A 25,418-nucleotide genomic window follows, 5' to 3' on the forward strand; every position below is an offset into this window, starting at 1 on the left:
AAAAGGCCGCACCTGATGGCGCGGCCTTCCCCAAACCTTGAAACGTCGGCTTAACGCTTGGAGAACTGGAAGCTCTTGCGCGCCTTGGCCTTGCCGTACTTCTTGCGCTCGACCACACGGCTGTCGCGGGTCAGGAAGCCTGCGGCCTTCAGCGCACCGCGCAGCGACGGATCGTACAGCTGCAGCGCCTTGGAGACGCCGTGCTTGACCGCACCGGCCTGACCGGACAGACCGCCGCCCTTGACGGTGGCGTAGACGTCGAACTGGCCTTCGGTGTTGGTGATGCCGAACGGCTGCGCCAGGATCATCTGAAGCACGGGGCGTGCGAAGTATTCGTTCTGCGGCTTGCCATTGACCACGACCTTGCCGGAGCCCGGCTTGATCCAGACGCGGGCGACCGCGTCTTTCCGCTTGCCCGTGGCGTAGGAACGGCCCAGTTCGTCGCGAACCGGCTCACGGCTGATCGCTTCGTCCGCGGCCGCGCCTTGCACGCCGCCGATGTCTTCGGTCACGACATCCTTCAGATCGTCGAGTGTCTTGATTTCGTCAGCCATGCTCATGCGCTCCGGGTGTTTTTCTTGTTCATGGATTTGACATCCAGAACTTCAGGGCTTTGCGCCTCGTGCGGGTGCTCGCCGCCTGCATAGACGCGCAGATTGGTCATGATCTGGCGGCTCAGGCGGTTGCCGGGCAGCATGCGCTTGACGGCCTGGGTCACGACCCGCTCGGGGTGCGCACCTTCGAGGATCTGCGCCTTCGTGCGGCTCTTGATCCCGCCGGGGTGGCCGGTGTGCCAGTAGAAGTGCTCTTCGCGCTTCTTGCCGGTCATCTGGACCTTGTCGGCGTTGATCACGATGACATTGTCACCGCAGTCCATATGGGGGGTAAAGGACGGCTTGTGCTTGCCGCGCAGACGCGTGGCGACGATCGAGGCAAGACGGCCCAGCACGACGCCTTCGGCGTCGATGATGATCCATTTCTTGTCGATGTCTGCCGGTGTCGCAGAAAAGGTTTTCATCGGTCATTCCCGTTTGATGGTGAAGACGACCCGCAAGACGCGTCGCCCGTAAACTGATGGGCGGGTTATAGCCATCCCATCCGCCCGGTCAAGCGCAGCTTTGCCGAAATTATCACGTCAAAACAATAGCTTGAAAATAAGGTATCATTTTACCCCACTCGTGAACCGCGCCGAGGCGTTTTTTCGCGCGCCCGGTTCCCGCCAGCCTGCCCGGCGTGATAGGACGAGGGGCGATTTTGCACACTTGGTTCATCTATGTCCTCGCTCTTCGGCCCCCTGAGTGCCACCCTCGTTCTGCTGATGCTCTCCACCGCCATCGGAATTGCCCCGGTGATCAAGCTGATCCGCGTCTACGAGGCGCGTCACGAATTGCGCCCCGGGTCCGCCGGTCGCATCCGGTCCCTCGCCGGCTGGGCGGTGATTGCCTTTTGGCTGATGGCCACGTGGTTTTTCGCGACCATCATCGGGGACTGGCATGTGACAGGCGACTTGTCGGGGGCGGTTGACCGATCCTGGTTGCGGTTGCGCATCCTGCTGGAAATCGCCGCCGCCCTTGGGGACAACGACTGATGCCCCCTGACAGCACCGACCGGGTTGTCGCCGATCAGGCGGACCTTTCCTGCGCCAACTGCGGCGGGCATTGCATCTTTTCCCCGACGCAAGGCAAGCTGGAATGCACCAGCTGCGGCACGCTCCGCCCGCTTGAGACACCCGGCGATGGCGATGCGGCCCCGGAATTCGCCTATGACCCGGACGCGCCCGAGAACGATCCGCCCGAGCTGACCCATGGCCGAATCCATCAGTGCCGCAACTGCGGCGGTGCCGTCCTGTTCGTGGGCGCGGCACTTTCCGAACACTGCCCCTATTGCAACGGTCCCGTCGTACTGGGCCCCGCCGATGCCGGCTATCGCACCAAGGCGCTGATCCCCTTTCAGGCCGATCGCGGTTTCGCCCGCCGACAGATGCGGGCCTGGGTGGGCAAGCGTCTGGCTGCGCCGCGCGGTCTGCCCGAACTGCTGGACGACGCACGGCTGGTCGGGCTTTATGCGCCCTTCTGGACCTTCGACAGTCACGAGGCCCTGACATACTGGGCCCAATACACCACCGGCAGCGGCAACAACCGCCGGACCCGCAAGACGTCGGGCGCGCTGCAGATCGCCTTCGACGATCTGCTGATGCCCGCCTCGCCCCATGTCACACCGCTGATCCGCGACGGCATCCTGCATGACTTCGACCCCGCCGCGCTGCGGCCCTACCGGGCGGCGTACCTTGCCGGGTTCGCGGCGGAGCGGCACCACCAGAGCGTTGCACAGGGGCTTGCCGCCAATGCCCCGGACAAGGATCTGCTGATCCGGAACCGGATCAAGCGTCATATCAACAAATCCGGCGTGCACGCCATCCGGTTCCAGACCGACACGACCGGCATCCACTATCGCCGCATCCTGCTGCCGGTCTGGATCGCGCATTACACATATGACGGCACGCCCATGAAGGTGGTCATCTCTGGCATAGACGGGCGGACCTTTGGCGAACGCCCCTTTTCGACATGGAAACTCGCCGCATATGCTGCGGCGATGTCTGCGGCGGCCATCGGGCTGGGGCTGGCCTGGGGCGCGGGTGGACTGCTGTGATCTCGGTCGATTTCATGACGCAGATCATTGAAATGTCCCGGCCCTTCCCCTATATCTGTCTTGTTCTTCGGAACTATGGACATAAACGCGCTCGTAATAAGCGGATCGGACCCGGGGGCGGTACCCGGCGACTCCACCAAACATCCTTCATTTGGGGATCATGGGGTCGAAACAGGATCGACGAACGTCTAAAGGAGTTTGCTTTGTCTCGGCTGACTGCCACCGTTATCGGCGTAAAATGTACAATTGCAAATGACAATCGTGCTCCAGTTGCGATGGCCGCGTAAGCGGTTTCAGCGACTGAAACTTAACTCCTTGGGTTTAGCGACCTAAGGCGGGGTTCGCAGGCACCTGGCAACAGAAGCCTGCACTTCTCCCCTTATAATTGAACGATCCTGCCGCAATAATGCCGGTTTCCCGCCGTCATTTATGAGGTGATCGGGTCACACTGTGTTAAATTCCCGCTGATTGACGGGAAAATCGGTGACTTGCACCCCGCACTTCCCGAATAAATAGAATAGTTATGGTTAGTGTTTAGAGGGTTGAGACGGTTACAACACGGCAAGTACAGGAAGTAAGACCAGTCATGGTGACCCGCCTTTTGGGAAATCGCCCGTCGCAGCACCGTTCCTTGCGGGTATGGGCGCCACGCTGTTTGCTGATTGCCATGGTCTGCGGGCTTATCCTGACCTTCGGCAAGCGCATAGAAGACCTCTCCTACCAGACATATCTGCAGAACCTTCGCATCAACGCGGCGATTGACCTGTCGACCATCCGTGAGAAATTCGAGGCACAGATGGTTGACCGGGTGCTTCGGCTTAACCAGCTGGCCAGCGCCCTGGCGGCAAACCCCGACATGAACCAGACCGAGTTCAATATCAAAGCGGTGGATTTCCTGTTGCAAAGCAACGATGTGATCAACATCGCGGCGGCGCCCGACCTGGTGGTCGAGATGGTATTCCCCAAGACCGGCAACGAGACCGTTCTGGGCCTGAACTACCGCAACCACCCGAAACAATATGCCAAGGTCCGCGAGGCCCTGCGCAGCCGGCGCGGCCAGATCGACGGCCCGGTTCAGCTCGTCCAGGGGGGACGCGGCCTGATTTTGCGCCAGCCCGTCTTTGCCCGGCAAGGCACCAGCAGCGCGGAGGAGCCCTGGGGGATCGTTTCGGTCGTGCTGGACTACGATTCCTTTATCAACAGCATCAGTTCCGACCATCTGACAGCGCAATACGATATCGTTTTGCGCGAACGGCGTCCCGACAATCGACCGGGCACGGAGCTTTTGCTGGGCGAGGTCGCCGCCCTCAGCCGGGACCCGGTGGTGATGACGGTGAACGTCCCGTTAGGCGTCTGGGAATTGGCGGCGACACCGATAGACGGCTGGCCCAAGCACCGCCCCATGTACCTGTGGCATTGGTTTCTGCGTGTGCTCTTTGCCTCGCTGGTGGGTTTCGGCCTGTTCTACGTGCTGCGACTGGCCGACAACCGCCGCCGCGCCGAATCTCGGCTGACCAACGGGATAGAGGCGCTTCCGCATGGTTTTGTCATGTTCAACCCCGAGGGTGAGCTTGTCGCGATGAACAAGCGATACGCCGAAATGCACGGTGCGTCCTCGGTCGTCAGGTTGGGTGTGCACTACGAGGATATCGTCAAGTCGAGCCTTTCCAAAGGGATCATCCGCAGCGCCATCGGGCGCGAGGAAGAATGGCTGGAAGAGTGGCGCAACCGGCCTCTGGACGGGTCGCTGGACCCCGAGCAGGTGCTGCCGAACGGCCGCATCATCCAGACCTCCGACCGCCTGATGGACGACGGCAGCGTCGTCGGACTGCGCATCGACATTACCGATCTCAAGCGCGCGCAACAGGCCGCAGAGGCGGCCAACAAGGCCAAGACCGACTTCATGGGCGTTCTCAGCCACGAACTGCGCACACCGCTGACCGTGATCCTGGGTCATGCCCGCCTGGCCCGGCATATCGACCGTCTGCCGCCTGCCAAGGCGCTCGAAGACGCGCTCGCCGCGCACCCAGAAGCGGCGCAGGAGATCAAACCGCTTCTGGACGCTCTGACCTCGCAAGTGACCGGCATGATGGCAAGGCTCGAACGCTCGGGCGATCATCTGCTGTCGCTGATCAGCGAAATTCTGGACTTCGCCAAGCTCGAATCCGGCAGCCAGACACTCCAGTGCGAAACCCGCAACATCGACGACATCGTCGGGCCGGTAGAGGACCAGATGCGTCCGATGATCGAAGAGAAGGGCCTGCATTTCAACGTCAAGGCCGATACGGGCGATATCCATGCAGATCCCAGCCGCATCCGTCAGGTGCTGATCAACCTGGTCGGCAACGCCAGCAAGTTCACCAAGGAGGGGGGGATCGACCTGACGGTCAAGGTCGGCGACGACGAGGTGGAATTCAGCGTGAAGGATTCCGGTATCGGCATCCCCGAAGACCAGGTCAATCGCGTGTTCGAAGCCTTTCACCAAGTCGATTCAACCTCTACCCGGCAGTTCGGCGGCACGGGTCTGGGTCTGGCCATCTCGCGCGATATCGCCGAGGCGCACGGCGGTACTCTGACCGCGTCGAGCGTTCCGGGCGAAGGCAGCACCTTTGTCCTGCGCCTGCCCCGCACCGCCCATGACGCCACCGTCGACAACAGCGACGACACCCGCCGTAACCTCGTGGCCTGACCCCGCTGCGACGGCTTGACAGAACCGCCGGACGATGCTGTCTTGCGGCACGGGGTTTTCCGCGAGCGCCCCGTGAGGCGCCAGCCGGAAGTTCGCATGTTTCCCGATTGAGAGGACACATGCCATGGCTGCCCCGAATGAAATCACACGACGACGATCGCTGCGACTGATCGGCACGCCGGATTGCCCGGTCATCCGGTCATGAGCACGGCACAGTCCTGGCAAGAGCTGGCCCGCGTGTTCGGACGGATCGGCCTCCTGTCCTTTGGCGGGCCTGCCGCGCAGATCGCGCTGATGCACCGCGAACTGGTCGAAGAGCGCCCCTGGCTGAGCGAGGCCGCCTTTTTGCGGGCGCTGTCGCTGTGCATGTTGCTGCCGGGGCCGGAGGCGATGCAGCTTGCCACCTACGCGGGCTGGCGGCTGCGCGGCGGTGCCGGGGGCCTGCTGGCGGGGTTCCTCTTTGTCGCGCCCGGCGCGCTGGTGATCGCCGTTCTGGCCCTGGGATACGCGTATTACGGTGACGTTCCACTGGTGCAGGCGGCGTTTCTGGGGATCAAGGCGGCGGTGATCGTGGTGGTCTTTCAGGCGCTGCGCAAGGTGGCGGCCAAGGCGCTCGACGGCGCGCAGGGCTGGATCCTGGCGGTGTGGTCTTTCGCCGGGATATTTGTTCTTGGCCTGCCCTTCCCGCTGATCATCCTCGGCGCCGGGCTATGGGGCATGGCACGGGGGCGGGCCGGCGGACACGACGGGGCAGACCCCCTGCCCGTCCGCGCGGCGCAATCATGGCGCACCCTGCTGGTATGGTCCGCCCTCTGGTCGGCGCCTTTGCTGGCGCTCTGGGCGCTGGGTCAGGATTTCCTGCTGCAACTGGGTCTGTTTTTCTCGAAACTGGCGGTCGTCACCTTTGGCGGGGCCTACGCGGTCCTGGCCTACATGACCCAGACGGTGGTGCAGGATTACGGCTGGATTTCCACCGACCAGATGATCGACGCGCTGGGTCTGGCCGAAACCACGCCGGGGCCGCTGATCCTGGTGACGGAATTCGTGGCCCTGCTTGCAGGCTTTGCGCAGGCCGGGATCGGCGGCGCGCTGGCGGCGGGTCTGCTGGCGCTCTGGGTGACATTCACACCCTGCTTTTTATGGATTTTTCTGGCTGGTCCCTATCTGGAGCGGATTTCCGCCCAGCCGCGCCTTGCCGGGGCGTTGCAGGCCATCACCGCCGCTGTTGTCGGTGTGATTGCCAACCTTTCGGTCTGGTTCGCGCTGCATGTGCTGTTTGACCGGGTCAGCCCTGCCGCGATTTTGGCGGTGCCGGTTCCCGACCCCGGCAGTTTCAACCTCTGGGCTGCGGTTCTTGTGACCGCGGGCATGGTGCTGATGCTCGGTCTGCGGTGGGGTTTCGTGCTGACGATGTGTACCCTGACCGCCGCCGCGCTGATGATCGCCGCGGTTTGACTCCGGTAGTGGGTCAGTTTGAAATTAGAAAGTGAACCCTCGCGCGAGGCACCATTTGCACGGCGAGGGGATCGGTACTATCTTATAAACATGACAGACAAACCCAAGAGACCCCGTGACGCCAACCAGCTTGCCAAGTTTATCGTGGACATGGCGACGGGTGAAGAGGCTGAGTATAACCCTGATACGTCGGCCCAGCGCAAAGGTGGGTCAAAAGGTGGAAAGGCGCGGGCAAGAAATCTGACTAAAGCTGAACTCAAGGCAATTGCTCGTAAAGGTGGCGAAGCTAAATCGCAAAAAGCTCCCCCTGCTCAGGAGACGAAAGAGCGTTCATAGCATCTTGAGGTATGATTTCAGCTTGAATCCCCTTCATGAGAACATAGGGCTGCATTGCTGGTTCGGAAAATCTAAATCGGAAATTCCTGACTGATCCTTTTTGTTGAAGAATCTTACCCCTTTTATCGGAAGCAAAATCTGTCAGATTGCCGTTAAAGTACTCAACCGTCCGTTTTTCTCCGATAATACCGCTGAATGGCTGTTCTACATCTTTGGGCATAAACCAGCCACTTGCGTCTGTCTTAGTTAAAGCACATGCAGTCAGAAGCTGGCGAAACGTAGCTCTAGCCTGGTTACTGTTCGTGGCCGCTTCATAGGCACTTTTCAGTGTGTATTGAGAACTCTCAATCGCCGCCAATATGCCGTTGTCTATGTCCACCTCAGCTATTTTCAAACTACGTCGTTCAATTGCGGAATAAACGGAAGCCCGCCCCAATGCATGGGCGAAAGAAGGCAGTCCCTTCGAAAGCCCTGTGATCTTCCATTTTGCATCCCCTTCAAGCGACATACCAAGTTGCTTAACTCTTTGACTTAGCAGCAACTGAATTTCCTCTGTTTTCATACGAGGCATCAAAACTTCTTCGGAACATCGTATGATAGAGCCATGCCCTCGCACCAGTTCATCGACGTTATCTCCAACTCCTACAACCACAATGGTCGCAGGTGTACCTTCGTCGGAAACAGCCTTTACAGTCTCTGACATAAGGCGAGCTGCTTCATCATCTTTAAGTTGCTGGAACTCATCAATAACGATGATCGGAATCACGGACTCCCCAAAATAGTTCAGTTCCCTCACAACATCCGAGGGTGTTATGTTGTCGGGGTAAAGGTCCGCAACGTTGTACTCTTGATAAATGCCGTCTCTGTGCGCTTGAAACTTAATGCTTCTAAAAACATTCTCCCAGATTGAAGTAAAAGTGTCAGTACTAACAACTGCTTTCCGTACGTATTGCACGCTCTTCAATCCCCTAGGAACAAAGTATTGCAATAGCTTAGCAATTGACGTTTTCCCTACTCCGGGTTCGCCAAACAAAATCGCATGACGCCCACGCTCCGCCACGGCCTCTACCAGCTTATCTATCTGAGCCGACCGCCCCGCGAAAAGCTCAGTGGTTGTCACGGGGCTTGATGGCGTAAAAAGATCCGCAGCTAAGAATTTCAATGTTCGCCAATCATCTTCTGTTCTACTAACCACTAGAGCTAATCCCTGCCTTACTATCCTTAGTCTGGCTTTTACTAAGGATAGTAGTCGCATTCAAGGTATCTTTTTCTTGACTGTCGGTCAGTTTGAATTTAGATTGGAGGCATGAGAAAACTTGACACCAAATCCCGCGCCCTGATCCTCCGCCTTCTCGTGGAGGGCAACTCTATCCGCGCCACAGCACGCATTGCTGACGTGTCCAAGAACACCGTCACAAAGCTGCTTGAGGATGCTGGCAAGGCATGTGCGGCCTACCACGACGCAAACGTACGCGGCGTAGAGGCAAGCCATGTGCAGGCTGACGAGATATGGGCTTTCTGCTATGCTAAAGAACGCAATGTGAAGGACGCTAAAGCGGCACCTGCGGACGCTGGCGATATCTGGACGTGGACCGCGATGGATCGCGATAGCAAGTTGATGATCTCCTACACCGTGGGCGACCGTTCGCAGGCGACAGCGCGTGAGTTCATGTTCGATCTGGCGGGGCGTCTTGCTGGTCGCATCCAACTGACCACGGATGGCCACGGTGGCTACCTCAAGGCGGTTACAGATGCATTCTCCGGCGATGTAGACTACGCCATGCTGATCAAGCAGTACGGCGACCCCACAGGCCAGAAGGGCCACGAGCGCAAGTATTCGCCCGCCGAATGCACTGGTGCGAAGAAAGAGGCGATCTTTGGTAAGCCCGACATGGATCAGGTCGGCACCAGCCACATTGAGCGCCAGAACCTGACAATGCGGATGGGAATGCGCCGATTTACGCGCCTAACCAACGCTTTCAGCAAGAAGGCAGAAAACCACGCATACGCGGTTGCGCTACACTTCATGCACTACAACTATTGCCGTATCCACAAGACGCTGCGGATCACGCCAGCGATGGCCGCAAACCTTGTCGCATCGCCTTGGACCGTTGACGAAATTGTCGCACTGGTTGAAAAGGAAGAGGAAGCAAAGCCAAAGACGCGCGGTCCTTACAAAAAGAAAGCGGTTTGATTGCCCATTAATTTCCATCCCCGCGCTGGTCAGATTCTAATGTGTGACTTCAAAGGGTTCGTAGAACCCGAAATGGTGAAAGTCAGACCGGTGATGGTGATTTCCCCGAAATTGCCCTATCGATCTGAGATCGCTGCCATTGTGCCTATCAGCCTGAGCGCGCCACGACGTGATCTCCCCTATGTGGTAAAGCTGTCCAAAAACTATCACCCAAAAGAGAGTGACAACCTCCCTTGCTGGGCTAAGTGCGACTTGGTCATGAATATCGGACTATATCGCCTTGAAGGCTTCAAGATTGGACGCCGCCAGTGGGCTACACCACAAGCCACTCCGGAGGATTTACACGCCGTTAGGAGTGCTGTGCTACACGGGTTGGGTGTTCACAATTTCGGGCAGTAGCCACTTCTGACTTGATTTGGTGGCAGGTGGTCACTAGTTAATGAGATGTATCCCGTTTATCGGGCTTTAAGACCTAGATCACTAGGCAGGCTGATCACTGGGCGATGACAAGCCTCGATTAGCCTAGATATTGTCAAAGTCCTTGAAGGCCCCGCTTCGGCGGGGTCTTCTTGCATCTGGCCCATCAAAATAAGATATTTCAAACTGACCCACTACCTTGACTCCGCACCCCCTTTTCCTTGGCGGTGAATGGGCTATGCTGACACAGCCCGAAGGGCCCAACCGGAGACCGTGATGAGCCGCAAAATCGACTATGGCAACCTGATGCACGAGGCCATGCGGGGATTAATCCGCAAGGTGCTGCTGGATGTCGCGGATCGGGGCCTGCCGGGGAATCACCATTTCTTCATCACCTTCGACACCTCGCACCCGGATGCGGAACTGGCCGACTGGCTGTCCGACCGTTATCCCGGCGAGATGACGGTGGTGATGCAGCACTGGTACGACAAGCTGGAGGTCAGCGAAGACGGCTTTGCCATCACGCTGAACTTCGGCGATGCGCCCGAACCGCTTTATATTCCGTATGACGCCATCCGTACCTTTGTGGACCCGTCGGTGGAATTCGGCCTGCGGTTCGAACAGCAGGACACCGATGAGGAGACGGCGGCGGACGACCTGCCCCAGCAGACCGAAGACGAGCTGGAAGTGCCTGAAGAGGCCCATAAGGACGCCGAGATCGTTTCGCTCGATTCGTTCCGCAAGTAGAACGGTCCGGCACGGCCTGTTAGCGCCACCCCCCGATTGCGCCGGATGACGCGGGCCGCTAAACCCTTGGCCAACCGATCCAGGACATCAGGAGCCCAACATGGCCGACACCCGCACTGAAACCGACAGCTTCGGCCCCCTCGAAGTACCCGCAGACAAGTACTGGGGCGCGCAGACCCAGCGGTCCATCATGAACTTTCCCATCGGCTGGGAACGCCAGCCCGTCGCGATCATCCGCGCACTGGGCGTGATCAAGAAGGCCGCGGCGACCGTGAATGAAGGCTTCGGCGATCTGGACGCGGAACTGGCGCCGGCGATCAAACAGGCGGCACAAGAGGTCATCGACGGCAAGTTCGACGACAACTTCCCGCTGGTGGTGTGGCAGACCGGGTCGGGCACCCAGTCGAACATGAACGCGAACGAGGTGATCTCGAACCGCGCGATCGAGATCATGGGCGGGCAGATGGCCTCGAAAAGCCCGGTCCACCCCAATGACCATTGCAACATGGGCCAGTCGTCGAACGACACCTTCCCGACCGCGATGCACGTGGCGATCGGCATGGTCGCCCGCGACACGCTGCTGCCCGGCCTGCGCAAGCTGCACAAGGCTCTGGCGGCGAAGTCCGAGGAATTCAAGGACATCATCAAGATCGGCCGCACCCATACGCAGGATGCCACACCGCTGACGCTGGGCCAGGAATTCGGCGGCTACGCACACCAGATGGCCAAGGGGATCGCGCGCATCGAAGCCTGCCTGCCGGACATCTACGAACTGGCGCAGGGCGGCACGGCGGTCGGCACGGGGCTGAACACCCGCAAGGGCTTTGCCGAAAAGGTCGCGGCGGAAATCGCCGAAATCACCGGCCTGCCCTTCGTCACCGCGCCCAACAAGTTCGAGGCGCTGGCCGCCCATGACGCGATGGTCATGTTCTCGGGCGCGCTGAAGACTGTGGCAGCGTCGATGTTCAAGATCGCCAACGACATGCGCTTGCTGGGCTCCGGCCCCCGCTCTGGCCTGGGCGAGCTGATCCTGCCGGAGAACGAGCCGGGGTCGTCGATCATGCCGGGCAAGGTCAACCCGACCCAGGCCGAGGCGCTGACCATGGTCTGCGCCCATGTGATGGGCAACGACGCCGCCGTGGGTTTTGCAGGCTCGCAAGGCCATTTCGAACTCAACGTCTACAACCCGATGATGAGTTACAACGTGCTCCAGTCCATGCAGCTGCTGGGCGATGCGGCGGGCAGCTTTACCGACAATATGGTTGTGGGCACCGAAGCCAACGTGGAACGGATCGACAAGCTGATGAAGGAAAGCCTGATGCTGGTCACGGCGCTGGCGCCTACCATCGGTTATGACAACGCCACCAAGGTCGCCAAGACGGCGCACAAGAACGGCACGACCCTCAAGGAAGAGGCGATCGCGCTGGGGTTTGTCGATGCCGAAGAATTCGACCGCGTGGTGCGCCCCGAAGAGATGATTGGCCCGAAGTGAGCACACCGGTCAACCTGAACAAGATCCGCAAGGAACGCGACCGCGCGGCCCGCAAGGCCCGCGCGGACGAGAACGCGGTGAAGTTCGGACAGACCAAGGCACAGAAGGACGCGCAGAAAGCGCGGGCGGCGCAACAGGACCGCGACCTAGACGGCCACAAGCGCGAGACATGAGCGGGCGGCCGGTCAAGCATTCGGTCACGCTGAAAGGGCACCGGACCAGCGTATCGCTGGAGGATGAATTCTGGGCCGAGCTGCGCGCGCTGGCGGCGGTCCGCGACCTGCCGATCAACGCGCTTGTGGCCGAGATCGACGCGGCGCGCGGGATGGAGACGGGGCTTGCCTCCGCGATCCGGCTCTACGTGCTGCGCGCGTTAAAGGATCGTTTACCCTGATCCGCAATGATCGGGGGATGCAGATGCTCTCAGGCCCCCTTTCCGCCGAAACCTGGCTGCGTGACGTGTTCAGTGCCAAGCAGGTGCTCACCGGCGGCATCATCCGGCGCAAGACGCGGGATATCGAACGCTACGTCGGGCGCGAGGCGTTCGAGACCGAAGTGCGGCGCAGGGGATACCAGGCGATCGAAAACGCGGGCCACATCATCGTGTTCTGCAACCAGGAACGCATCAGGCGCATCGTGTAGCGTTTTCCGCGCGGAAAACGCCCTGGAATTCCCCGAGAATTCCAGGACAATGGCCCATTGGTCCGCACCCCACGACTGTTTTTCTCGCAGGAAAACAGGCCGGAATTCTCGTAGAATTCCGCCCCTTCAGGTCACTGACGCGCGGTAGATCTTGTCGATGTTCTCGCCCAGGGCGGCGTTGAAATCGGCATCCGACATCTTCACGTTCAGCCCTTCGGTCAAGGCCCGCGAAAAGCTGGCGATCATCTTGGAGTTCTGGCTGAGACGGCGGCAGGCCTCGTCGGTGGAATACCCGCCCGACAACGCGACAACCCGCAGCACATTGTCATGCCCCGCCAGCGCGTCGTATATCCCTGCCTCTTCCGGGATCGTCAGCTTCAGCATCACCAGCTGATCCGCGTCGAGTTCGGAGACATGCGTCATCAGCGCACGTGCCAGCATCTCTTCGGCCATCGCCTTGGTCTCGGAGTTGATGTTCACCTCCGGCTCGATGATCGGCACCAGCCCGGCGGCGCAGACGGTTCTTGCGACCTCGAACTGCTGGGCCACCACCGCCTCGATCCCGGCCTCGTTCGCCTCGTGAATGACCGAACGTTCCTTGGTGCCGAAGATGCCCTTGTCCGCCGCGCGGGCCAGAAGCCCCTCCAGGTCCGGCATCGGTTTCATCAGCTGCACATCGCGGTCGGCCTCCTCAAGCCCCTTGTCGATCTTGAGGAACGGCACCACCTTGCGGTCTTCCCACAGCAGCTGCGCCACCGGCTTGCCGTCTATCTCGGCGTCCATGGTACGTTCGAACAGGATCGCGCCGATGACCTTGTCGCTGGAAAAATCATCCGCCAGAATGATCCGCGACCGCATGGCATGCATCGCCGCGAACATCTCTTCGTCGCCGGTGTAGTCCGTGGGTTCCACCCCGTAGAGGGCAAGGGCCTTGGGGGTCGATCCGCCCGATTGATCCAGTGCGGCGATGAACCCCTTACCGCTTTGCATCTGCATCTTCTGCGCCGAATTGAGTGCCATGGGGACCCTGCCTGTACTGTGATTCCAATCCTGCACGTACATAGGCCAAGACGGCGGTCGATGGTAGAGAGGCCCGGAGATGATAGCGCAAACGGTGCTCAGCGCCGCGTCAATCGCAACCAAATGCCGCTTTGCGACCGCACGGTCAGGTGCGCGACGGGCACCGGCACACGGCCCGGGACCGCCTCCACCCGGTAGTCGCGCAGGATTCGCGACAGGATCAGCGGGCCCTCGATCATGGCGAACCCTGCCCCGGTACAGACCCGCGCCCCGGCGGAGAAGGGGATATAGGCCTCGCGCTGGCATTTCTGCCCGTTCTCGGTGCCCCAGCGCCCCGGGTCGAACCCGTCCGGATTGTCCCACAGCCGTTCATGCCGGTGCAGGTGCCAGGGGCTGAGCACCAGTTGCGCGCCGGGGGCGACGTCGCGGTCGCGAAAACGCTCGGGACAGGTGCTTTCGCGGACCATCATCGGCACCGGCGGGTACAGTCGCAGCGCCTCGCGGAACACATCGCGACTGAGGCGCAGTTTCGAGACCACGGCGAAGTCGCAGGCCTGCAAGACCTGTGCCTCCTCGGCCAGGCGGTCCTGCCAGTCCGGGTGCGTCGCCATCAGGTACAACGTCCAGGCCAGGGCCGAGGCGCTGGTCTCATGCCCCGCCAGAAAGAAGATCGCCACCTGGTCCACCATTTCGTCGGTATCGAAACGCGCAGCGGTCACGGGGTCGGCGGTGGTCATGATCTTGGTGGCCAGGTCGTCCGGCGCAGTACCCGCCTCGATCTCGGCCATCCGCTGTTCTGTAAGCTCGGTGATCAGCCGCCGGATACGCGCGGCGCTCGCCCGCGTGCCGCGCCGGAAGAACCGCGGCATCCAGCGCGGCAGCGGTACGAAGGCCGCAAGGTTCAGAAGCGGCTGGCTGCGCTGGTAGGCCTTGAACTCTTCAAAGACCTCGCGCGCAAGGCGATGTTCGATGGGGATCGAAAACAGCGTTCGAAAGATAACGTCCGCCGCCGCATGGCTGGTTTCCGCTTCGATCTCCACCACGCTGTCGGCATGGCGGTCCAGCCGGGCCGCCGCCGCCTCCGCCGCGTCCCACATGGCTGGAAAGGTCTCGCGCAGGCGTCCCCCTTCGAAGGCGGGGTCGATGATCCGGCGCTGACGTTTCCAGGTCTCGCCATTGGTCAGAAAGACCGAATTGCCCAGAAGCGGGCGCAGCCCTTCGCTTATCCGGTCGGACTTGGGGAAGTCGTCGGGCCGGTCCTTCAGCACGGTTTTCACCAGCTCCGGCTGATTCATCAGGTAGCTGCGAAAGAACGGCGTGCGAAATTCCGCCATCCACGCGCGGTAAAGCCGCGCCGGTTGGGCCGACAGGATGTCTGCGCGGAACAGCCGCGCATAGCGCCAGAGAGAGACCTTGTCCGGGCGGCTGAGAGGTTTCGGTGGCAGGCTCATGCGGCCTGCGAAGTGTATTTGCTGACCGCCCTGTCGATGCGCGATTTCGACGGTGGTCGGCCGGCGTACCGCGCGCCAAGCGTCAACGGCCCGGCGGTGATCTGGAAGTAATCGTAGTCCTTCGGACGGTCGAAGGCGCAGAGGTACTGAAAATGCAGGCGGAAGAACCGCCAGCGCAGTTCTTTCCAGCGGGCGGGACTGAGCGACTGGGTGAAGGCGGCGGAAAAGACCAGCGGCCATTTCTTGCCCGCCGGGGCCACCCCGGACACCGCCACCGGATCGCATAGCGCAAAGGCACATCCGTCGCCCGGCGCGGTCACATCGATCCAGGTCAGTTCATCGCGGCACGAGAGATAGGCAAGGTCCGCACGCAGGCGGTGCGCCTGCGGCAGAAAGGACACCATCGGCACCACCTGCCCGAGGCTGAGAAAGGACAGCACGGCCCCCTCGCCGGGCGCCCGCCCCGCGCGGATCAGATCAGCCAGTACCGACACCCCAAGATGCGCGCCGGACGAATGCCCGACCACCAGCACCTCGTCGACGTCCTCCTCCAGCGCCGCGGCGATGACCGCGCCGAATTCGGCCATCCGCGCCTCCAGCGCGGGCGGATTGGCACCACGCGTGGCCGCGGAATAGGCGTAGTCATGCATCAGGTAGTAGGCGAAAAACTTGCCGTCCTTCTTGCGGAACCAGCGCAGCACGGCGATGGCTGTTGCGACACCGGCCAGCGCCGCCGCGCCGCCTGCCAGAACGACGGGCAGCTGGACTGCAAGCTGGCTTCCGAGCCAGAGCACCAGATGCCCCACGCCCGCGCCCAGCAGAATCGAGAGCACCAGTTGCGCCAGCAACATGCCCACGGGGTAAAGCGCGGCGATCACCGGCCCCTTGCGCAGCTTCATCAACCGCCACAATGCGCCCGACGCGATGTAGATCCAGGCCGTGCGCAGCAGCTGGAGGTAGGTAGCAGGGATCGAATTGCTCATGCTGTCGCGCACGATGTCGGACCAGACCAGCACTTCGACATCCGCACGCACGACTTTGCCGTCCACGCGGGCATCCACCTGCCAGCCGTAGTTTTCCCCCTTGCGCGGCTTCAGCGCGATGTCATAGCCGGAAATCCCGGCCTGGGCGGCCGCTTCCTTGCGATAAAGCTCGCGGTAGCGGCGGGGGTGAATCGGGTCGTAACCGGGGATGTAGAACACCCGCCGTCGCGCCACACGATTGTCCGAAATTTCCGCCATGACCTGCCGCTTGATGCCCGTCTGCCTTGAAAAACACTAGCCAGAAATCCGGGCGAGAGTAAGGCGCATTCGCGCAAACGGTAAGGCCGGTGGCACCCGGCCGGATATCGCTGTCCCACGGGATGACCTGCCGGGCAGCCCTGCGGCCAAGACATGGCAAAGTAGACATGTCATTTTTGACATGTCTTCATTTGAGGTGCATCGGGCTGACCGTGCATCGGGCCGACCGTGCATCGGGCTAACCGTGCGTCGGCCTGACCATGCATCGGGCTGACCGTGCATCGGGCTGACGGGAACTTGGGAATTACCGGATGAGGCGGACGATCGGGCCGACAGACGCGCCTCAGGCCGCGGGCTCCGCCCGGCCTCGCATGCCGGTCGCCGCCGCCATCGCTACCCCAGCGATCCAAGGGCCGGAAACGTCTCCAGCAGCCAGAAGGCAAAGCTGGAGAACGCACCCGTCACCATGGCCAGCCCCACCAGAACCAGCAGGATGCCCATGATCCGCTCGATCAGCGACATGTGCCGCTTGATCCGGTTCATCAGCCCCATCGCACGGGTGATGAACATCGCCGCCAGCAGAAAGGGGATCCCAAGACCCGCCGCGTAGATGCCAAGCAACAGCGTGCCCCGCGTCACCGAAGCCTCGGACGCGGCCAGCGACAGGATCGCGCCCAGCTGCGGGCCGATGCACGGGGTCCAGCCAAAGGCGAACGCCAGCCCCAGCACATAGGCGCCAAAGCTCGACCCGCCCTTGTCCCCCGCTTCGACCCGCGCCTCACGGTCGAGAAAGGGAATACGAAACAGCCCGAGAAAATGCAGACCGAAGACGATGATCACCACACCGGAAACACGCGCGAATAGAACCTGATTCTGCAAAAAGAACGCGCCGAAGGCCGACGCGGTAAAGCCAAGGATCAGAAAAACCGTACTCAGCCCCAGCACAAAGAACAGCGCCGCCAGGACGGCCCGCCGCCGCGCGGCGCCGACACTCGACATGTCGCCCAGGCTCACCCCGCTCATATACGCCAGATAAGGCGGCACGATGGGCAGCACACAAGGGCTGAGAAAGCTGATCACCCCGGCCAGAAGCGCCACCAGCATCGCAGGCAGCAGCCCCGCGTCGATGAGTTCGATACCAAACATGCGCAACCCATAGACCTGTTGCGCCTCCGCGTCACGCCCCCGCCGGTCACAAGCCTGTGGACGGGCTGAAACAACTGCCCTATCCCGGCGGCATGACCACTCATGACCTCGACGCCACCGGGCTGCTCTGCCCCCTGCCCGTTCTCAAGCTGCGCAAGCGTCTGGTGCCGCTTGCGCCCGGAGACTGTATCGAAATGCGCGCGGACGACCCTGCCGCGATCGTCGATGTGCCCCATTTCTGTACTGAGGCCGGTCACACATTGGTCGAAACCCGCGACGAGGGGGCGGCACAGGTCTATCTGGTGCGCAAGGGCGCATAGCAAAAGACGGGCCCGGGGGCCCGCCTTTCGGAACTTGAGAAATTCTTGTCGGCCGTCAGCCGCCCAGTGACCACCAGCCGCGTTTCTTCGGCTTCTTTTCCTCGGCCTCTTTGGCGTCCGCCTTCGCGGCCTCGGCCTCGGCGGCTTTGGCCTCCGGGTCCACGGGGACGCCCGGCAACGGTGTCTCGGTCGGAGACGCGGTGGCCTGGGCTGCCATTTCGGCCTTTTCATCCACCGCAGGCTCCGGCGTGTCCGGCTGGGTTTCAGCCGGGGCTGCCGGTTGCTCGGGGGCCACCTCGACCGCGGATGCCTCCGGCTCGACGGCGGCTGCGGCCACCTTCGGCTTCGCGCGGCTGCGGGTCGATTTGGGCTTGGCGGCAGTCTCAGCCGCGGGGTCGTCCTTGGCCGCGTCATCCTTCTTCGATGCGGCGGCCTTCGACTTCGACGTGCTGCTGCGCGAGCGGGTGGATTTCGGCTTTGGCTTCTCCTCCGCCGCTGGCTCCGCCTCTTCTGCAGGGGTGGCGGTTGTGGCGTCGGTGTCGCTGGCCGCTTCTGCTTTGGCCTTGGACGACGAACTGCGCGAGCGGCTGCGGGATGTCGGCTTTTTCTTGGCCTCAGGTGCAGCGGCGGCGGTGTCCTCAACCTCGGCTGCCTTGTCCTCTCCCGTCTCAACTGACGGCTGAGCAGGCTTGCCGGCATCGCCGTCGGACTGCTGGCCTTCATCGTCAGAGCGGTTGTCGTCGGACTGTTCGTCACTGCCCTGGTGCTCACCGTTCGACTTGCTCTTCGACCGGCTGCGACGGCGGCGGCGGCGGCGCTTGGGCTTGCCTTCCCCCGCGGAAGAACCGGAGGAGGACGAGCCGTTGGCCTGCCCGTCCTTACCTTCGGCGGCATCAGCCTCTTCCTCGGCCTGTTCGGCCGCGTCATCTTCGTCGATCTGGTCCATCAGCGACGTGTCCGCCGACACCACATGGCTCGACGGGGCCACCACGCGGCTCGCCGTCTTGAACTTCTCCATGCTGAAATCGGGGCTGACCAGATGGGGGTCGCCCTCGATCCGCACGGACAGGCCATAGCGGGCCTCGCATTGCGCGATGTGTTCCCGCTTCTGGTTCATCAGGAAGTTCGCAATGCCCACCGGCGCCTTGATCAGCACCTCGCGAGACCGTCGGCGGGTACCCTCTTCCTCGATCTGGCGGATGATCGACAGCGCCAGATTGTCGTCCGACCGGATCAGCCCGGTGCCGTGGCACGCATGGCAGGGTTGGGTCGTCGCCTCGATCATGCCGGGGCGCAGACGCTGGCGCGACATCTCCATCAGGCCAAAGCCGCTGATCCGGCCCACCTGAATACGGGCGCGATCGGTCTTCAGCTTGTCCTTCATCCGCTTTTCGACGGCGCTGTTGTTCTTGCGCTCGTCCATGTCGATAAAGTCGATCACGATCAGCCCGGCAAGGTCGCGCAGACGCAGCTGGCGCGCCACCTCGTCGGCGGCCTCCAGATTGGTCTTGAGCGCGGTCTGCTCGATCGAGCCTTCCTTTGTCGCCCGGCCGGAGTTGACGTCGACGGCGACAAGCGCCTCGGTCACGCCGATCACGATATAGCCGCCCGACGGCAGTTGCACGGTCGGGTTGAACATACCGCCCAGATAGGTCTCTACCTGATAGCGCGCGAAGAGCGGCAGACGCTCCTCATAGCGTTTCACGTTCTTGGCGTGGGACGGCATGATCATCTTCATGAAGTCCTTGGCGATCCGGTAGCCGCGCTCGCCCTCAACATGGATTTCGTCGATGTCACGGTTGTAGAGGTCGCGGATCGAGCGTTTGATCAGGTCGCCTTCCTCATAGATCTTGGCCGGTGCCATGCTCTTGAGGGTCAGTTCGCGGATCTGCTCCCACAGACGCTGCAGATATTCGTAGTCGCGCTTGATTTCGGCCTTGGTCCGCTTGGCCCCGGCGGTGCGCACGATCAGACCGGCCCCCTGGGGCACCCTGATCTCTCCGGCGATCTCTTTCAGCTTCTTGCGGTCCGCTGCGTTGGTGATCTTGCGCGAAATACCGCCGCCACGGGCGGTGTTGGGCATCAGCACGCAGTAGCGGCCCGCCAGGCTGAGGTAGGTCGTCAGGGCCGCACCCTTGTTGCCGCGCTCTTCCTTGACCACCTGCACCAGCAGGATCTGGCGCACCTTGATGACTTCCTGGATCTTGTAGCGTTTGGGCCGCGGCTTGCGCGCCGGGCGGATTTCCTCGCTGTCGTCCTCGTCGGCAACGGATTCGATGCTGTCGTCGCGGTCTGCGGCGCTTTCGGCTGCGGTGTCGTCATCCGCATCGTGATCGTCTTCGTCGACCGCCGGGGTCTCCACCGGGGTTTCACCGACCCGCTCCATGGGGGACGACGCCTCGTCGTCGCTGACCTCGACCTCGTCGCCATCGGACAGATCGACCGTTTCCATGCCGTTGATATCGCTGGATGTGGTGGCATCGTCCGAGCTGACATCCTCCGCCTTGGACTTTGACCGGCTGCGCGAACGGGAGCGGGAGGACCGCTTGGGCTTGTCCTCTTCCTCTTCGCGGGCGGCCTGCGCCTCGGCAAAGGCGCGTTCCTCTTCCAGCAGCGCCTGCCGGTCGGCGACAGGGATCTGGTAGTAATCGGGGTGAATCTCGGAAAAGGCGAGGAACCCGTGGCGGTTGCCGCCGTAGTCGATGAAGGCCGCCTGAAGCGACGGCTCGACCCGCGTTACCTTGGCGAGATAGATGTTGCCAGCGAGCTGGCGCTTGTTTTCGGATTCGAAATCGAATTCCTCGACCTTGTTTCCGTCCACGACCACGACACGCGTTTCCTCCGCGTGGGTGGCATCGATAAGCATTTTCTTAGGCATAAATCCACTTTGCACACCACGCGCGCCGCTGTCCGCCCGGGGGGCGCCAGCGGTTGCCTGGTGTGACTTGTCAGGGCGATGGGGGACGCGGCAAAGACGGGGCCGAAACCGGCCTCTGGTCGTCTGCTCATGGCTCTCGCGCGCGTCATCGCGGTTCTTCTCCGATATGCGCCGCCCCTTGGGGCGGACATACCCATTATTTACTGCGGTTTTTCGTGGGGCTTGGCCCGGACCGTCAGCGGTTCTTTGGCCGTTTCCGGCCCTATCGGTCTGTCCGGCGGTCCTGGAGGACGCGCACGCACAGCGAAACTCATCGTGGGGTGCAGGTTCGGCGCGTGAACGCGTCAAACCACCCTGCCCTACAGTTAAGGGGTTTGGGGGGCAAATGACAATGGGCAATCGTTCCGGAGTGTTTCGAATGCCGACCAAATTGGCACTGCGCTTGACAACCCGCCGCCGCTTCGGGACAGTCGCTGCGCGCGGACCGGCTGCCGGTGTCTGCGCCCCCACGCATCAGGGCGGCCCGTTCAGGCCGCCACGACACCAAAGGACCTTACATGCCGACACTTCTGCGCCCCGCCCTTATCATCGCCCTGCTGGGCGTCGCCGCCTGTGACGAGGTCGCGGTCGCGAACGACCCGGTTGCGCGGGCCGAATTGAGGGCAACCAAGAGCTGCATCGCGGCGGTGGAGAACGAAACCGGCGTCAGCGGGGCCACGATCAACACCACGATCCCGATCATCGAGCTGAACCAGTACATCGTGAACGTGCCCAATGCCCCCTACTGGACATGCACCACGAACGACCAGGGCCAGGCGCTGACGATTACCCAGAACCAACGGGGCTGAGGGGACCGCCCCTTCGAGGGTTCCGGGCACTCGTCCCTCAGACGGGGTTGACACAGGCCGCGCCGCCGGGGCGGCCTGTTTGCGTTTCTACAGGTAGTCCGACCGTTGCAGGCCGTATTTGGCCATCTTTTCGTTCAGGGTCCGCCGGGGCAGGCAAAGTTCGTCCATCACGCTGGCGACGGAGCCCTTGTGCCGACGCATGGTGTTGTCGATCAGCATCCGCTCAAAGGCTTCGACGTATTCCTTCAGCGGCTTGCCTTCGGTGGTCATCACCGGTTGCATCTCGTCATGGTCGCTCATCAGCAGGGATGCGATGGTGCCGGATCCGCGACGCGACTGCAGCACGGCGCGTTCGGCCACGTTGATCAGCTGCCGCACGTTGCCCGGCCAGGGGGCCTGCAGCAGCTGCGCGGCCTCCTGCGCGCTGACCTGCGGTGCCTCGCAGCCGTATTCGTCGGCGAACTGTTCGCTCAGCCGGGTAAACAGCGTGAGAATATCCTCGCCGCGCTGACGCAGGGGCGGCACCGTGATCCGCAGCGCCGCCAGCCGGTAGAACAGATCCGACCGCAATGCGTCTTCCGATGTCCGGCCCGCTTCCTGCAGGTTGGAAATCGCCACAATCCGCGTCTCGGCGGGCGTGCCCTGTTCGTTGATCACGTTCAGCAGCCGCGCCTGAAGGGTCTCGGACAGCGCCTCGATGTCCTCCAGGACAAGGGTGCCGCCGCGCGCCTCCTCGACGGCGGGCAGCTGGGTGTCCTCGGGCAACATCGGCCCGAAGAGACGCTTGCTCAACGCTTCTTCTTCCAGCGCGCCGCAGCTGACCAGCACGAACTTCTTGCCCGCCCGGCTGCCCACGGCATGCAGCGCATGCGCCACGAGCGTCTTGCCGGTCCCGGTTTCGCCGTCGATCAACACGTGACCGTCGGCCTGGCCGAGGTCGAGTATATCTTCGCGCAGCCGCTCCATCACCGGGCTCTGGCCGATCAGCTTCTTCATCAGCTGGCCGCCGTCCGACAGCTCGCGCCGCAGGGCCCGGTTGTCCATCGTCAGCCGCCGCGCCAGCGTCGCCTTCTTGGCCAGCTCGTTCATCCGGTCTGGGTTGAAAGGCTTCTCGAGAAAGTCGAACGCCCCCACCCGCATCGCCTCGACCGCCATGGGCACATCGCCGTGGCCGGTGATCATGATCACCGGCAGGGCGCTGTCGTTGCCCATCAGCTTTTTCAGGAACTGCATCCCGTCCATGCCCGGCATCTTGATGTCCGAGATCACGATGCCGGGATAATCCGGCCCCAGTTTCTTCAGCGCATCCTCGGCCGATCCGAAGGTTTCCGTGTCGTAACCCGACAGGGCCAGCCACTGGCTGATGGACTGCCGCATGTCCTGTTCGTCATCGACGATCGCGATCTTCATTGCCTGTGCCATTGCCGTCTACTCCGCCGCTTCCATAGTGTCCGTGTCGCCCAGAATGGGCAGTTGCATTTCAAAAACTGCGCCGCCAGCCTGTCCGTTCCGCGCCGTGAGCCGACCGCCCAGGTCGGCGACGATCCCGCTGGAGATCGCAAGCCCCAAGCCAACGCCGTCGCCGGGCTGCTTAGTCGTGTAGAACGGTTCGAAGAGCGCGTCGAGGTCCTCGATCCCCGGCCCGTTGTCGCGCACCGTCAGTGTCGCAGTCTCCCCCGCGCTCAGCATGATTTCCACATGCGGGTTCCTTTCCGATTTGGTGGCGTCGAGCGCGTTGCGCAAGAGGTTGACCATGACCTGCTCGATCCGCATCCGGTCGCCCATGACCATCACCGGCGCATCGGGCAGGATACGGCTGATCTGGACCTGACGCTGGCGCAGCTGCGGTTCCATCATCGACAGGGACGAGGCCAGGGCCGCGCCCATGTCCACCGGCGAAAATGCCTCCTGCCCCTTGCGGGCATAGGATTTTAGCTGCCGCGTGATCGCGCCCATGCGTTCGATCAGGTCGTCGATCCGCCCGAAGGACGACAGCGCCTCTTCGGGGCGATTGCGCCGCAACAGCAGCCGCGCGCCCGCCAGATAGGTCTTCATCGCCGCCAGCGGCTGGTTCAATTCGTGACTGACAGCGGCCGACATCTCGCCCAGGGCGGCCAGCTTGCTTGACTGTTCCAGCGTCTGTTCCGCCACCGCGAGGGTCTCCTGCACGCGCTTGCGTTCGGCGATTTCCCGCTGAAGCGCCGCGTTCAGCGCCCGCAATTTCGCGGACTCGCGCTGGAATATCGCCAGCCGCCCGGCTGTGCGGCGGCTGAGGAAGTAGAACGTCAACGCCAGCAGGATGGCAAATCCCATGACCTCCAGCGCCAGCACACCGTTCACTTTCTCGCGCACGGAGGCATAGGTGGTATAGCTGGTCATCCGCCAGCCCCGGAACGGGATCTTGCTTTCCAGCCGCATCACCGCCTCGCCCTGAAGATAGGCATCGGGCGGCAGGGCCGTCCAGTCCGCGGTCGCCTTGATCGCGCGTTCGATGGCGCTGCGCGCAGGCTGGGTCGACAGCGCGTCGGGTTCGGTCAGGCCGCGCCAGCGCGGTTCGGTCGCCAGGATGATCTCACCGGTGCTGTCCATCACGATGACCGCGTCGGAAATGCCCGCCCAGGCGCGTTCGAACTTTTGCAGATCGACCTCGACGGCAATGACGCCCAGCGTCGCGCCGCCCTCCTGAATACGCCGCGAATACATGAACTTGTAGCCGCCGCCGTCCCTCTTGATCGTGCTGAAGATCGTGGCGTTGGACCGGATCGCATCGACAAAATAGGCTTCGGACCGGTGGTTCGACCCAAGCCGGTTGCGGTCCGTGGCCGCGACGGTCCGCCCGTCCACATCATAAAGCATGAGAGACGCCGCCCCGATCTCCTCGACAAAGGAGATCAGCCGCTGGGTCGACAGCGAATAATCCGCCGTCTGCAGGGCGCTGATCAACGTGGGGTCACGGGCCAGCAGCTGCGGCACGATCGCGTTCTGGCGCAGCTCCGCCAGCAGGTTCCCGGAATAAAGCGCGATCCGCAGCTCGGCCCGGCTGCGCGTGCTTTCGGTAAAGCGGTCGGTGAGCAGGCTGTTCGTGACCGAAATGACCACCACCGCCAGCACCATCAGTGCGCCAATGGCCAGCCGGATCCGCCAGGAGACCGTCAGAGTACGCCTATTGTCAGTTGCTTCCGCCATCCGCCCAATCTACGCGCAAGGGCCAGCGCACTCAAGTCAGGCGTCGGCGAGCGCCCCTGCCAATGCGCGGAAGAGCGCCACCCCGTCGGTGCCGCCATGGCCCGCGTCGGCCGCCCGTTCCGGGTGCGGCATCATCCCCAGCACCCGCCGGTTTGCCGACAGGATGCCCGCAATATCCGCCTGTGCCCCGTTCGGGTTGTCGGTGTAGGTAAAGGCCACCCGATCCTCATCCTGCAGCCGTCTGACCGTGTCGGCATCCGCAAAGTAATTGCCGTCGTGATGGGCAATCGGGATGTCGATCACGTCGCCCGCGGCATAGCCTGCGGTAAAGTCACTGGCCGAGGTTTCGACCTTCAGGCCCACGGTGCGGCAGATGTATTTCAGGCCTGCGTTGCGCAACAGCGCTCCCGGCAGAAGCCCGGTCTCCGTCAGGACCTGGAAGCCGTTGCAGACCCCCAGGACATAGCCGCCGCGGTCGGCATGCGCCCTGACCGCGCCGCAGATCGAAGACTGCGCTGCGATGGCACCGCAGCGCAGGTAGTCGCCGTAGGAAAATCCGCCGGGTATGCCAACGATGTCAATGCCCTCGGGCAAGGAACTGTCCTTGTGCCAGACCATCTCGACCTCGGCTCCGGCCGCGCGGAAGGCCACGGCAAGATCGCGGTCGCAGTTCGATCCGGGAAACACGATGACGGCTGCACGCATGA

General features: G+C 62.4%; 24 protein-coding genes and 1 other RNA gene. 14 read left to right on the top strand and 11 right to left on the bottom strand.

Features of this window, described 5'->3' with window-relative positions; translation table 11 throughout:
- Positions 1-50: 50 nt before the first annotated feature.
- Both rpsI and rplM read right to left on the bottom strand, forming a co-directional pair.
- Positions 51-554, bottom strand: coding sequence for a 30S ribosomal protein S9 (gene rpsI, locus FIU94_RS14780; RefSeq protein ID WP_152466509.1), 504 nt, complete (start codon positions 552-554; stop codon positions 51-53).
- A 2-nt stretch (positions 555-556) separates the two neighbouring features.
- On the bottom strand, positions 557-1,018 hold the full coding sequence (gene rplM / locus FIU94_RS14785; RefSeq protein ID WP_152466510.1) for a 50S ribosomal protein L13: 462 nt from the start codon (positions 1,016-1,018) through the stop codon (positions 557-559).
- A gap of 255 nt (positions 1,019-1,273) precedes the next feature.
- Between rplM and FIU94_RS14790 the strand changes: the two genes are divergently transcribed.
- From FIU94_RS14790 to chrA, 5 genes are all read left to right on the top strand, one after another.
- The gene (locus FIU94_RS14790; protein ID WP_152466511.1) at positions 1,274-1,588 is read left to right on the top strand and encodes a hypothetical protein; all 315 of its coding nucleotides are present in this window, start codon (positions 1,274-1,276) and stop codon (positions 1,586-1,588) included.
- Positions 1,588-2,649, top strand: coding sequence for a hypothetical protein (locus tag FIU94_RS14795; RefSeq protein WP_152466512.1), 1,062 nt, complete (start codon positions 1,588-1,590; stop codon positions 2,647-2,649). The genes FIU94_RS14790 and FIU94_RS14795 overlap by 1 nt, the downstream gene beginning before the upstream one ends.
- Before the next feature lie 23 nt (positions 2,650-2,672).
- Positions 2,673-3,021: a transfer-messenger RNA gene (gene ssrA, locus FIU94_RS14800) on the top strand.
- A 283-nt stretch (positions 3,022-3,304) separates the two neighbouring features.
- Positions 3,305-5,338 (top strand): ATP-binding protein, encoded by a 2,034-nt coding sequence (locus FIU94_RS14805; RefSeq protein ID WP_172975917.1) that lies wholly within the window; start codon positions 3,305-3,307, stop codon positions 5,336-5,338.
- Between the two features lie 201 nt (positions 5,339-5,539).
- Positions 5,540-6,793, top strand: a complete 1,254-nt coding sequence (chrA, locus tag FIU94_RS14810; protein ID WP_152466514.1) for a chromate efflux transporter — start codon at positions 5,540-5,542, stop codon at positions 6,791-6,793.
- Positions 6,794-7,079: 286 nt separating this feature from the next.
- Here the strand turns inward: chrA and FIU94_RS14820 are convergent, their stop codons facing one another.
- The gene (locus FIU94_RS14820) at positions 7,080-8,384 is read right to left on the bottom strand and encodes an AAA family ATPase (protein WP_152465820.1); all 1,305 of its coding nucleotides are present in this window, start codon (positions 8,382-8,384) and stop codon (positions 7,080-7,082) included.
- Between the two features lie 51 nt (positions 8,385-8,435).
- Between FIU94_RS14820 and FIU94_RS14825 the strand changes: the two genes are divergently transcribed.
- The 7 genes from FIU94_RS14825 (at position 8,436) to FIU94_RS14855 (ending at position 12,621) form a co-directional block, all read left to right on the top strand.
- The gene (locus tag FIU94_RS14825) at positions 8,436-9,323 is read left to right on the top strand and encodes an IS1 family transposase (RefSeq protein WP_152465821.1); all 888 of its coding nucleotides are present in this window, start codon (positions 8,436-8,438) and stop codon (positions 9,321-9,323) included.
- A complete protein-coding gene (locus tag FIU94_RS21200) occupies positions 9,324-9,722 on the top strand; it encodes a type II toxin-antitoxin system PemK/MazF family toxin (RefSeq protein ID WP_152465822.1) in 399 nt (132 codons plus the stop codon).
- A gap of 294 nt (positions 9,723-10,016) precedes the next feature.
- Positions 10,017-10,487 (top strand): SspB family protein, encoded by a 471-nt coding sequence (locus FIU94_RS14835; protein WP_152466515.1) that lies wholly within the window; start codon positions 10,017-10,019, stop codon positions 10,485-10,487.
- 100 nt (positions 10,488-10,587) lie between these two features.
- Entirely contained in the window at positions 10,588-11,979 is a 1,392-nt protein-coding gene (gene fumC / locus FIU94_RS14840; protein ID WP_152466516.1) for a class II fumarate hydratase, read from the top strand.
- Positions 11,976-12,152 carry a DUF4169 family protein gene (locus tag FIU94_RS14845; protein ID WP_152466517.1) on the top strand — a complete coding sequence of 59 codons (177 nt, stop codon included), beginning with the start codon at positions 11,976-11,978 and terminating at the stop codon, positions 12,150-12,152. The genes fumC and FIU94_RS14845 overlap by 4 nt, the downstream gene beginning before the upstream one ends.
- Positions 12,149-12,373, top strand: coding sequence for a ribbon-helix-helix domain-containing protein (locus FIU94_RS14850; RefSeq protein ID WP_152466518.1), 225 nt, complete (start codon positions 12,149-12,151; stop codon positions 12,371-12,373). Before FIU94_RS14845 ends, FIU94_RS14850 begins: the two co-directional genes overlap by 4 nt.
- 17 nt (positions 12,374-12,390) lie before the next feature.
- On the top strand, positions 12,391-12,621 hold the full coding sequence (locus tag FIU94_RS14855) for an N-(5'-phosphoribosyl)anthranilate isomerase (protein ID WP_152466519.1): 231 nt from the start codon (positions 12,391-12,393) through the stop codon (positions 12,619-12,621).
- A gap of 126 nt (positions 12,622-12,747) precedes the next feature.
- Here the strand turns inward: FIU94_RS14855 and FIU94_RS14860 are convergent, their stop codons facing one another.
- The 4 genes from FIU94_RS14860 to FIU94_RS14875 all read right to left on the bottom strand — a co-directional run bounded on the left by FIU94_RS14860 (position 12,748) and on the right by FIU94_RS14875 (position 17,479).
- Positions 12,748-13,641, bottom strand: coding sequence for a fructose bisphosphate aldolase (locus tag FIU94_RS14860; RefSeq protein ID WP_152466520.1), 894 nt, complete (start codon positions 13,639-13,641; stop codon positions 12,748-12,750).
- Between the two features lie 98 nt (positions 13,642-13,739).
- Positions 13,740-15,092, bottom strand: a complete 1,353-nt coding sequence (locus FIU94_RS14865) for a cytochrome P450 (RefSeq protein WP_152466521.1) — start codon at positions 15,090-15,092, stop codon at positions 13,740-13,742.
- Positions 15,089-16,333 carry a hypothetical protein gene (locus FIU94_RS14870; protein ID WP_152466522.1) on the bottom strand — a complete coding sequence of 415 codons (1,245 nt, stop codon included), beginning with the start codon at positions 16,331-16,333 and terminating at the stop codon, positions 15,089-15,091. The genes FIU94_RS14865 and FIU94_RS14870 overlap by 4 nt, the downstream gene beginning before the upstream one ends.
- Before the next feature lie 393 nt (positions 16,334-16,726).
- Positions 16,727-17,479: a cytochrome c biogenesis CcdA family protein gene (locus tag FIU94_RS14875; protein ID WP_152466523.1), complete on the bottom strand. Its 753-nt coding sequence runs from the start codon at positions 17,477-17,479 to the stop codon at positions 16,727-16,729.
- Positions 17,480-17,571: 92 nt separating this feature from the next.
- On the opposite strand from FIU94_RS14875, the gene FIU94_RS14880 reads away from it, so the two are divergent.
- On the top strand, positions 17,572-17,799 hold the full coding sequence (locus FIU94_RS14880) for a sulfurtransferase TusA family protein (RefSeq protein ID WP_152467081.1): 228 nt from the start codon (positions 17,572-17,574) through the stop codon (positions 17,797-17,799).
- A 55-nt stretch (positions 17,800-17,854) separates the two neighbouring features.
- Here the strand turns inward: FIU94_RS14880 and FIU94_RS14885 are convergent, their stop codons facing one another.
- Positions 17,855-20,677 carry a ribonuclease E/G gene (locus FIU94_RS14885; RefSeq protein WP_152466524.1) on the bottom strand — a complete coding sequence of 941 codons (2,823 nt, stop codon included), beginning with the start codon at positions 20,675-20,677 and terminating at the stop codon, positions 17,855-17,857.
- A gap of 557 nt (positions 20,678-21,234) precedes the next feature.
- Between FIU94_RS14885 and FIU94_RS14890 the strand changes: the two genes are divergently transcribed.
- Positions 21,235-21,525, top strand: coding sequence for a hypothetical protein (locus FIU94_RS14890; protein ID WP_152466525.1), 291 nt, complete (start codon positions 21,235-21,237; stop codon positions 21,523-21,525).
- Positions 21,526-21,612: 87 nt separating this feature from the next.
- Here FIU94_RS14890 and FIU94_RS14895 read toward each other — a convergent pair whose 3' ends face one another.
- Genes FIU94_RS14895 through purQ form a run of 3 tightly spaced genes read right to left on the bottom strand, consistent with a single transcriptional unit; the run spans position 21,613 to position 25,416 of the window.
- Positions 21,613-22,947 carry a sigma-54 dependent transcriptional regulator gene (locus FIU94_RS14895; RefSeq protein WP_152466526.1) on the bottom strand — a complete coding sequence of 445 codons (1,335 nt, stop codon included), beginning with the start codon at positions 22,945-22,947 and terminating at the stop codon, positions 21,613-21,615.
- Positions 22,948-22,953: 6 nt separating this feature from the next.
- Positions 22,954-24,711 (bottom strand): ATP-binding protein, encoded by a 1,758-nt coding sequence (locus FIU94_RS14900; RefSeq protein ID WP_152466527.1) that lies wholly within the window; start codon positions 24,709-24,711, stop codon positions 22,954-22,956.
- Positions 24,712-24,747: 36 nt separating this feature from the next.
- Positions 24,748-25,416 (bottom strand): phosphoribosylformylglycinamidine synthase subunit PurQ, encoded by a 669-nt coding sequence (gene purQ / locus FIU94_RS14905; RefSeq protein ID WP_152466528.1) that lies wholly within the window; start codon positions 25,414-25,416, stop codon positions 24,748-24,750.
- Positions 25,417-25,418 lie beyond the last annotated feature (2 nt).

Source organism: Sulfitobacter sp. THAF37, assembly GCF_009363555.1.
Classification (GTDB): Bacteria; Pseudomonadota; Alphaproteobacteria; order Rhodobacterales; family Rhodobacteraceae; genus Sulfitobacter.

Excerpts from the sequence above, each read along its gene's own strand:
- rpsI (WP_152466509.1), bottom strand. The coding sequence starts at position 554 with ATGGCTGACGAAATCAAGACACTCGACGATCTGAAGGATGTCGTGACC.
- rplM (WP_152466510.1), bottom strand. The coding sequence starts at position 1,018 with ATGAAAACCTTTTCTGCGACACCGGCAGACATCGACAAGAAATGGATC.
- FIU94_RS14790 (WP_152466511.1), top strand. The coding sequence starts at position 1,274 with ATGTCCTCGCTCTTCGGCCCCCTGAGTGCCACCCTCGTTCTGCTGATG.
- FIU94_RS14795 (WP_152466512.1), top strand. The coding sequence starts at position 1,588 with ATGCCCCCTGACAGCACCGACCGGGTTGTCGCCGATCAGGCGGACCTT.
- chrA (WP_152466514.1), top strand. The coding sequence starts at position 5,540 with ATGAGCACGGCACAGTCCTGGCAAGAGCTGGCCCGCGTGTTCGGACGG.
- FIU94_RS14820 (WP_152465820.1), bottom strand. The coding sequence starts at position 8,384 with ATGCGACTACTATCCTTAGTAAAAGCCAGACTAAGGATAGTAAGGCAG.
- FIU94_RS14825 (WP_152465821.1), top strand. The coding sequence starts at position 8,436 with ATGAGAAAACTTGACACCAAATCCCGCGCCCTGATCCTCCGCCTTCTC.
- FIU94_RS14835 (WP_152466515.1), top strand. The coding sequence starts at position 10,017 with ATGAGCCGCAAAATCGACTATGGCAACCTGATGCACGAGGCCATGCGG.
- fumC (WP_152466516.1), top strand. The coding sequence starts at position 10,588 with ATGGCCGACACCCGCACTGAAACCGACAGCTTCGGCCCCCTCGAAGTA.
- FIU94_RS14850 (WP_152466518.1), top strand. The coding sequence starts at position 12,149 with ATGAGCGGGCGGCCGGTCAAGCATTCGGTCACGCTGAAAGGGCACCGG.
- FIU94_RS14855 (WP_152466519.1), top strand. The coding sequence starts at position 12,391 with ATGCAGATGCTCTCAGGCCCCCTTTCCGCCGAAACCTGGCTGCGTGAC.
- FIU94_RS14860 (WP_152466520.1), bottom strand. The coding sequence starts at position 13,641 with ATGGCACTCAATTCGGCGCAGAAGATGCAGATGCAAAGCGGTAAGGGG.
- FIU94_RS14865 (WP_152466521.1), bottom strand. The coding sequence starts at position 15,092 with ATGAGCCTGCCACCGAAACCTCTCAGCCGCCCGGACAAGGTCTCTCTC.
- FIU94_RS14870 (WP_152466522.1), bottom strand. The coding sequence starts at position 16,333 with ATGGCGGAAATTTCGGACAATCGTGTGGCGCGACGGCGGGTGTTCTAC.
- FIU94_RS14875 (WP_152466523.1), bottom strand. The coding sequence starts at position 17,479 with ATGTTTGGTATCGAACTCATCGACGCGGGGCTGCTGCCTGCGATGCTG.
- FIU94_RS14880 (WP_152467081.1), top strand. The coding sequence starts at position 17,572 with ATGACCACTCATGACCTCGACGCCACCGGGCTGCTCTGCCCCCTGCCC.
- FIU94_RS14885 (WP_152466524.1), bottom strand. The coding sequence starts at position 20,677 with ATGCCTAAGAAAATGCTTATCGATGCCACCCACGCGGAGGAAACGCGT.
- FIU94_RS14890 (WP_152466525.1), top strand. The coding sequence starts at position 21,235 with ATGCCGACACTTCTGCGCCCCGCCCTTATCATCGCCCTGCTGGGCGTC.
- FIU94_RS14895 (WP_152466526.1), bottom strand. The coding sequence starts at position 22,947 with ATGGCACAGGCAATGAAGATCGCGATCGTCGATGACGAACAGGACATG.
- FIU94_RS14900 (WP_152466527.1), bottom strand. The coding sequence starts at position 24,711 with ATGGCGGAAGCAACTGACAATAGGCGTACTCTGACGGTCTCCTGGCGG.
- purQ (WP_152466528.1), bottom strand. The coding sequence starts at position 25,416 with ATGCGTGCAGCCGTCATCGTGTTTCCCGGATCGAACTGCGACCGCGAT.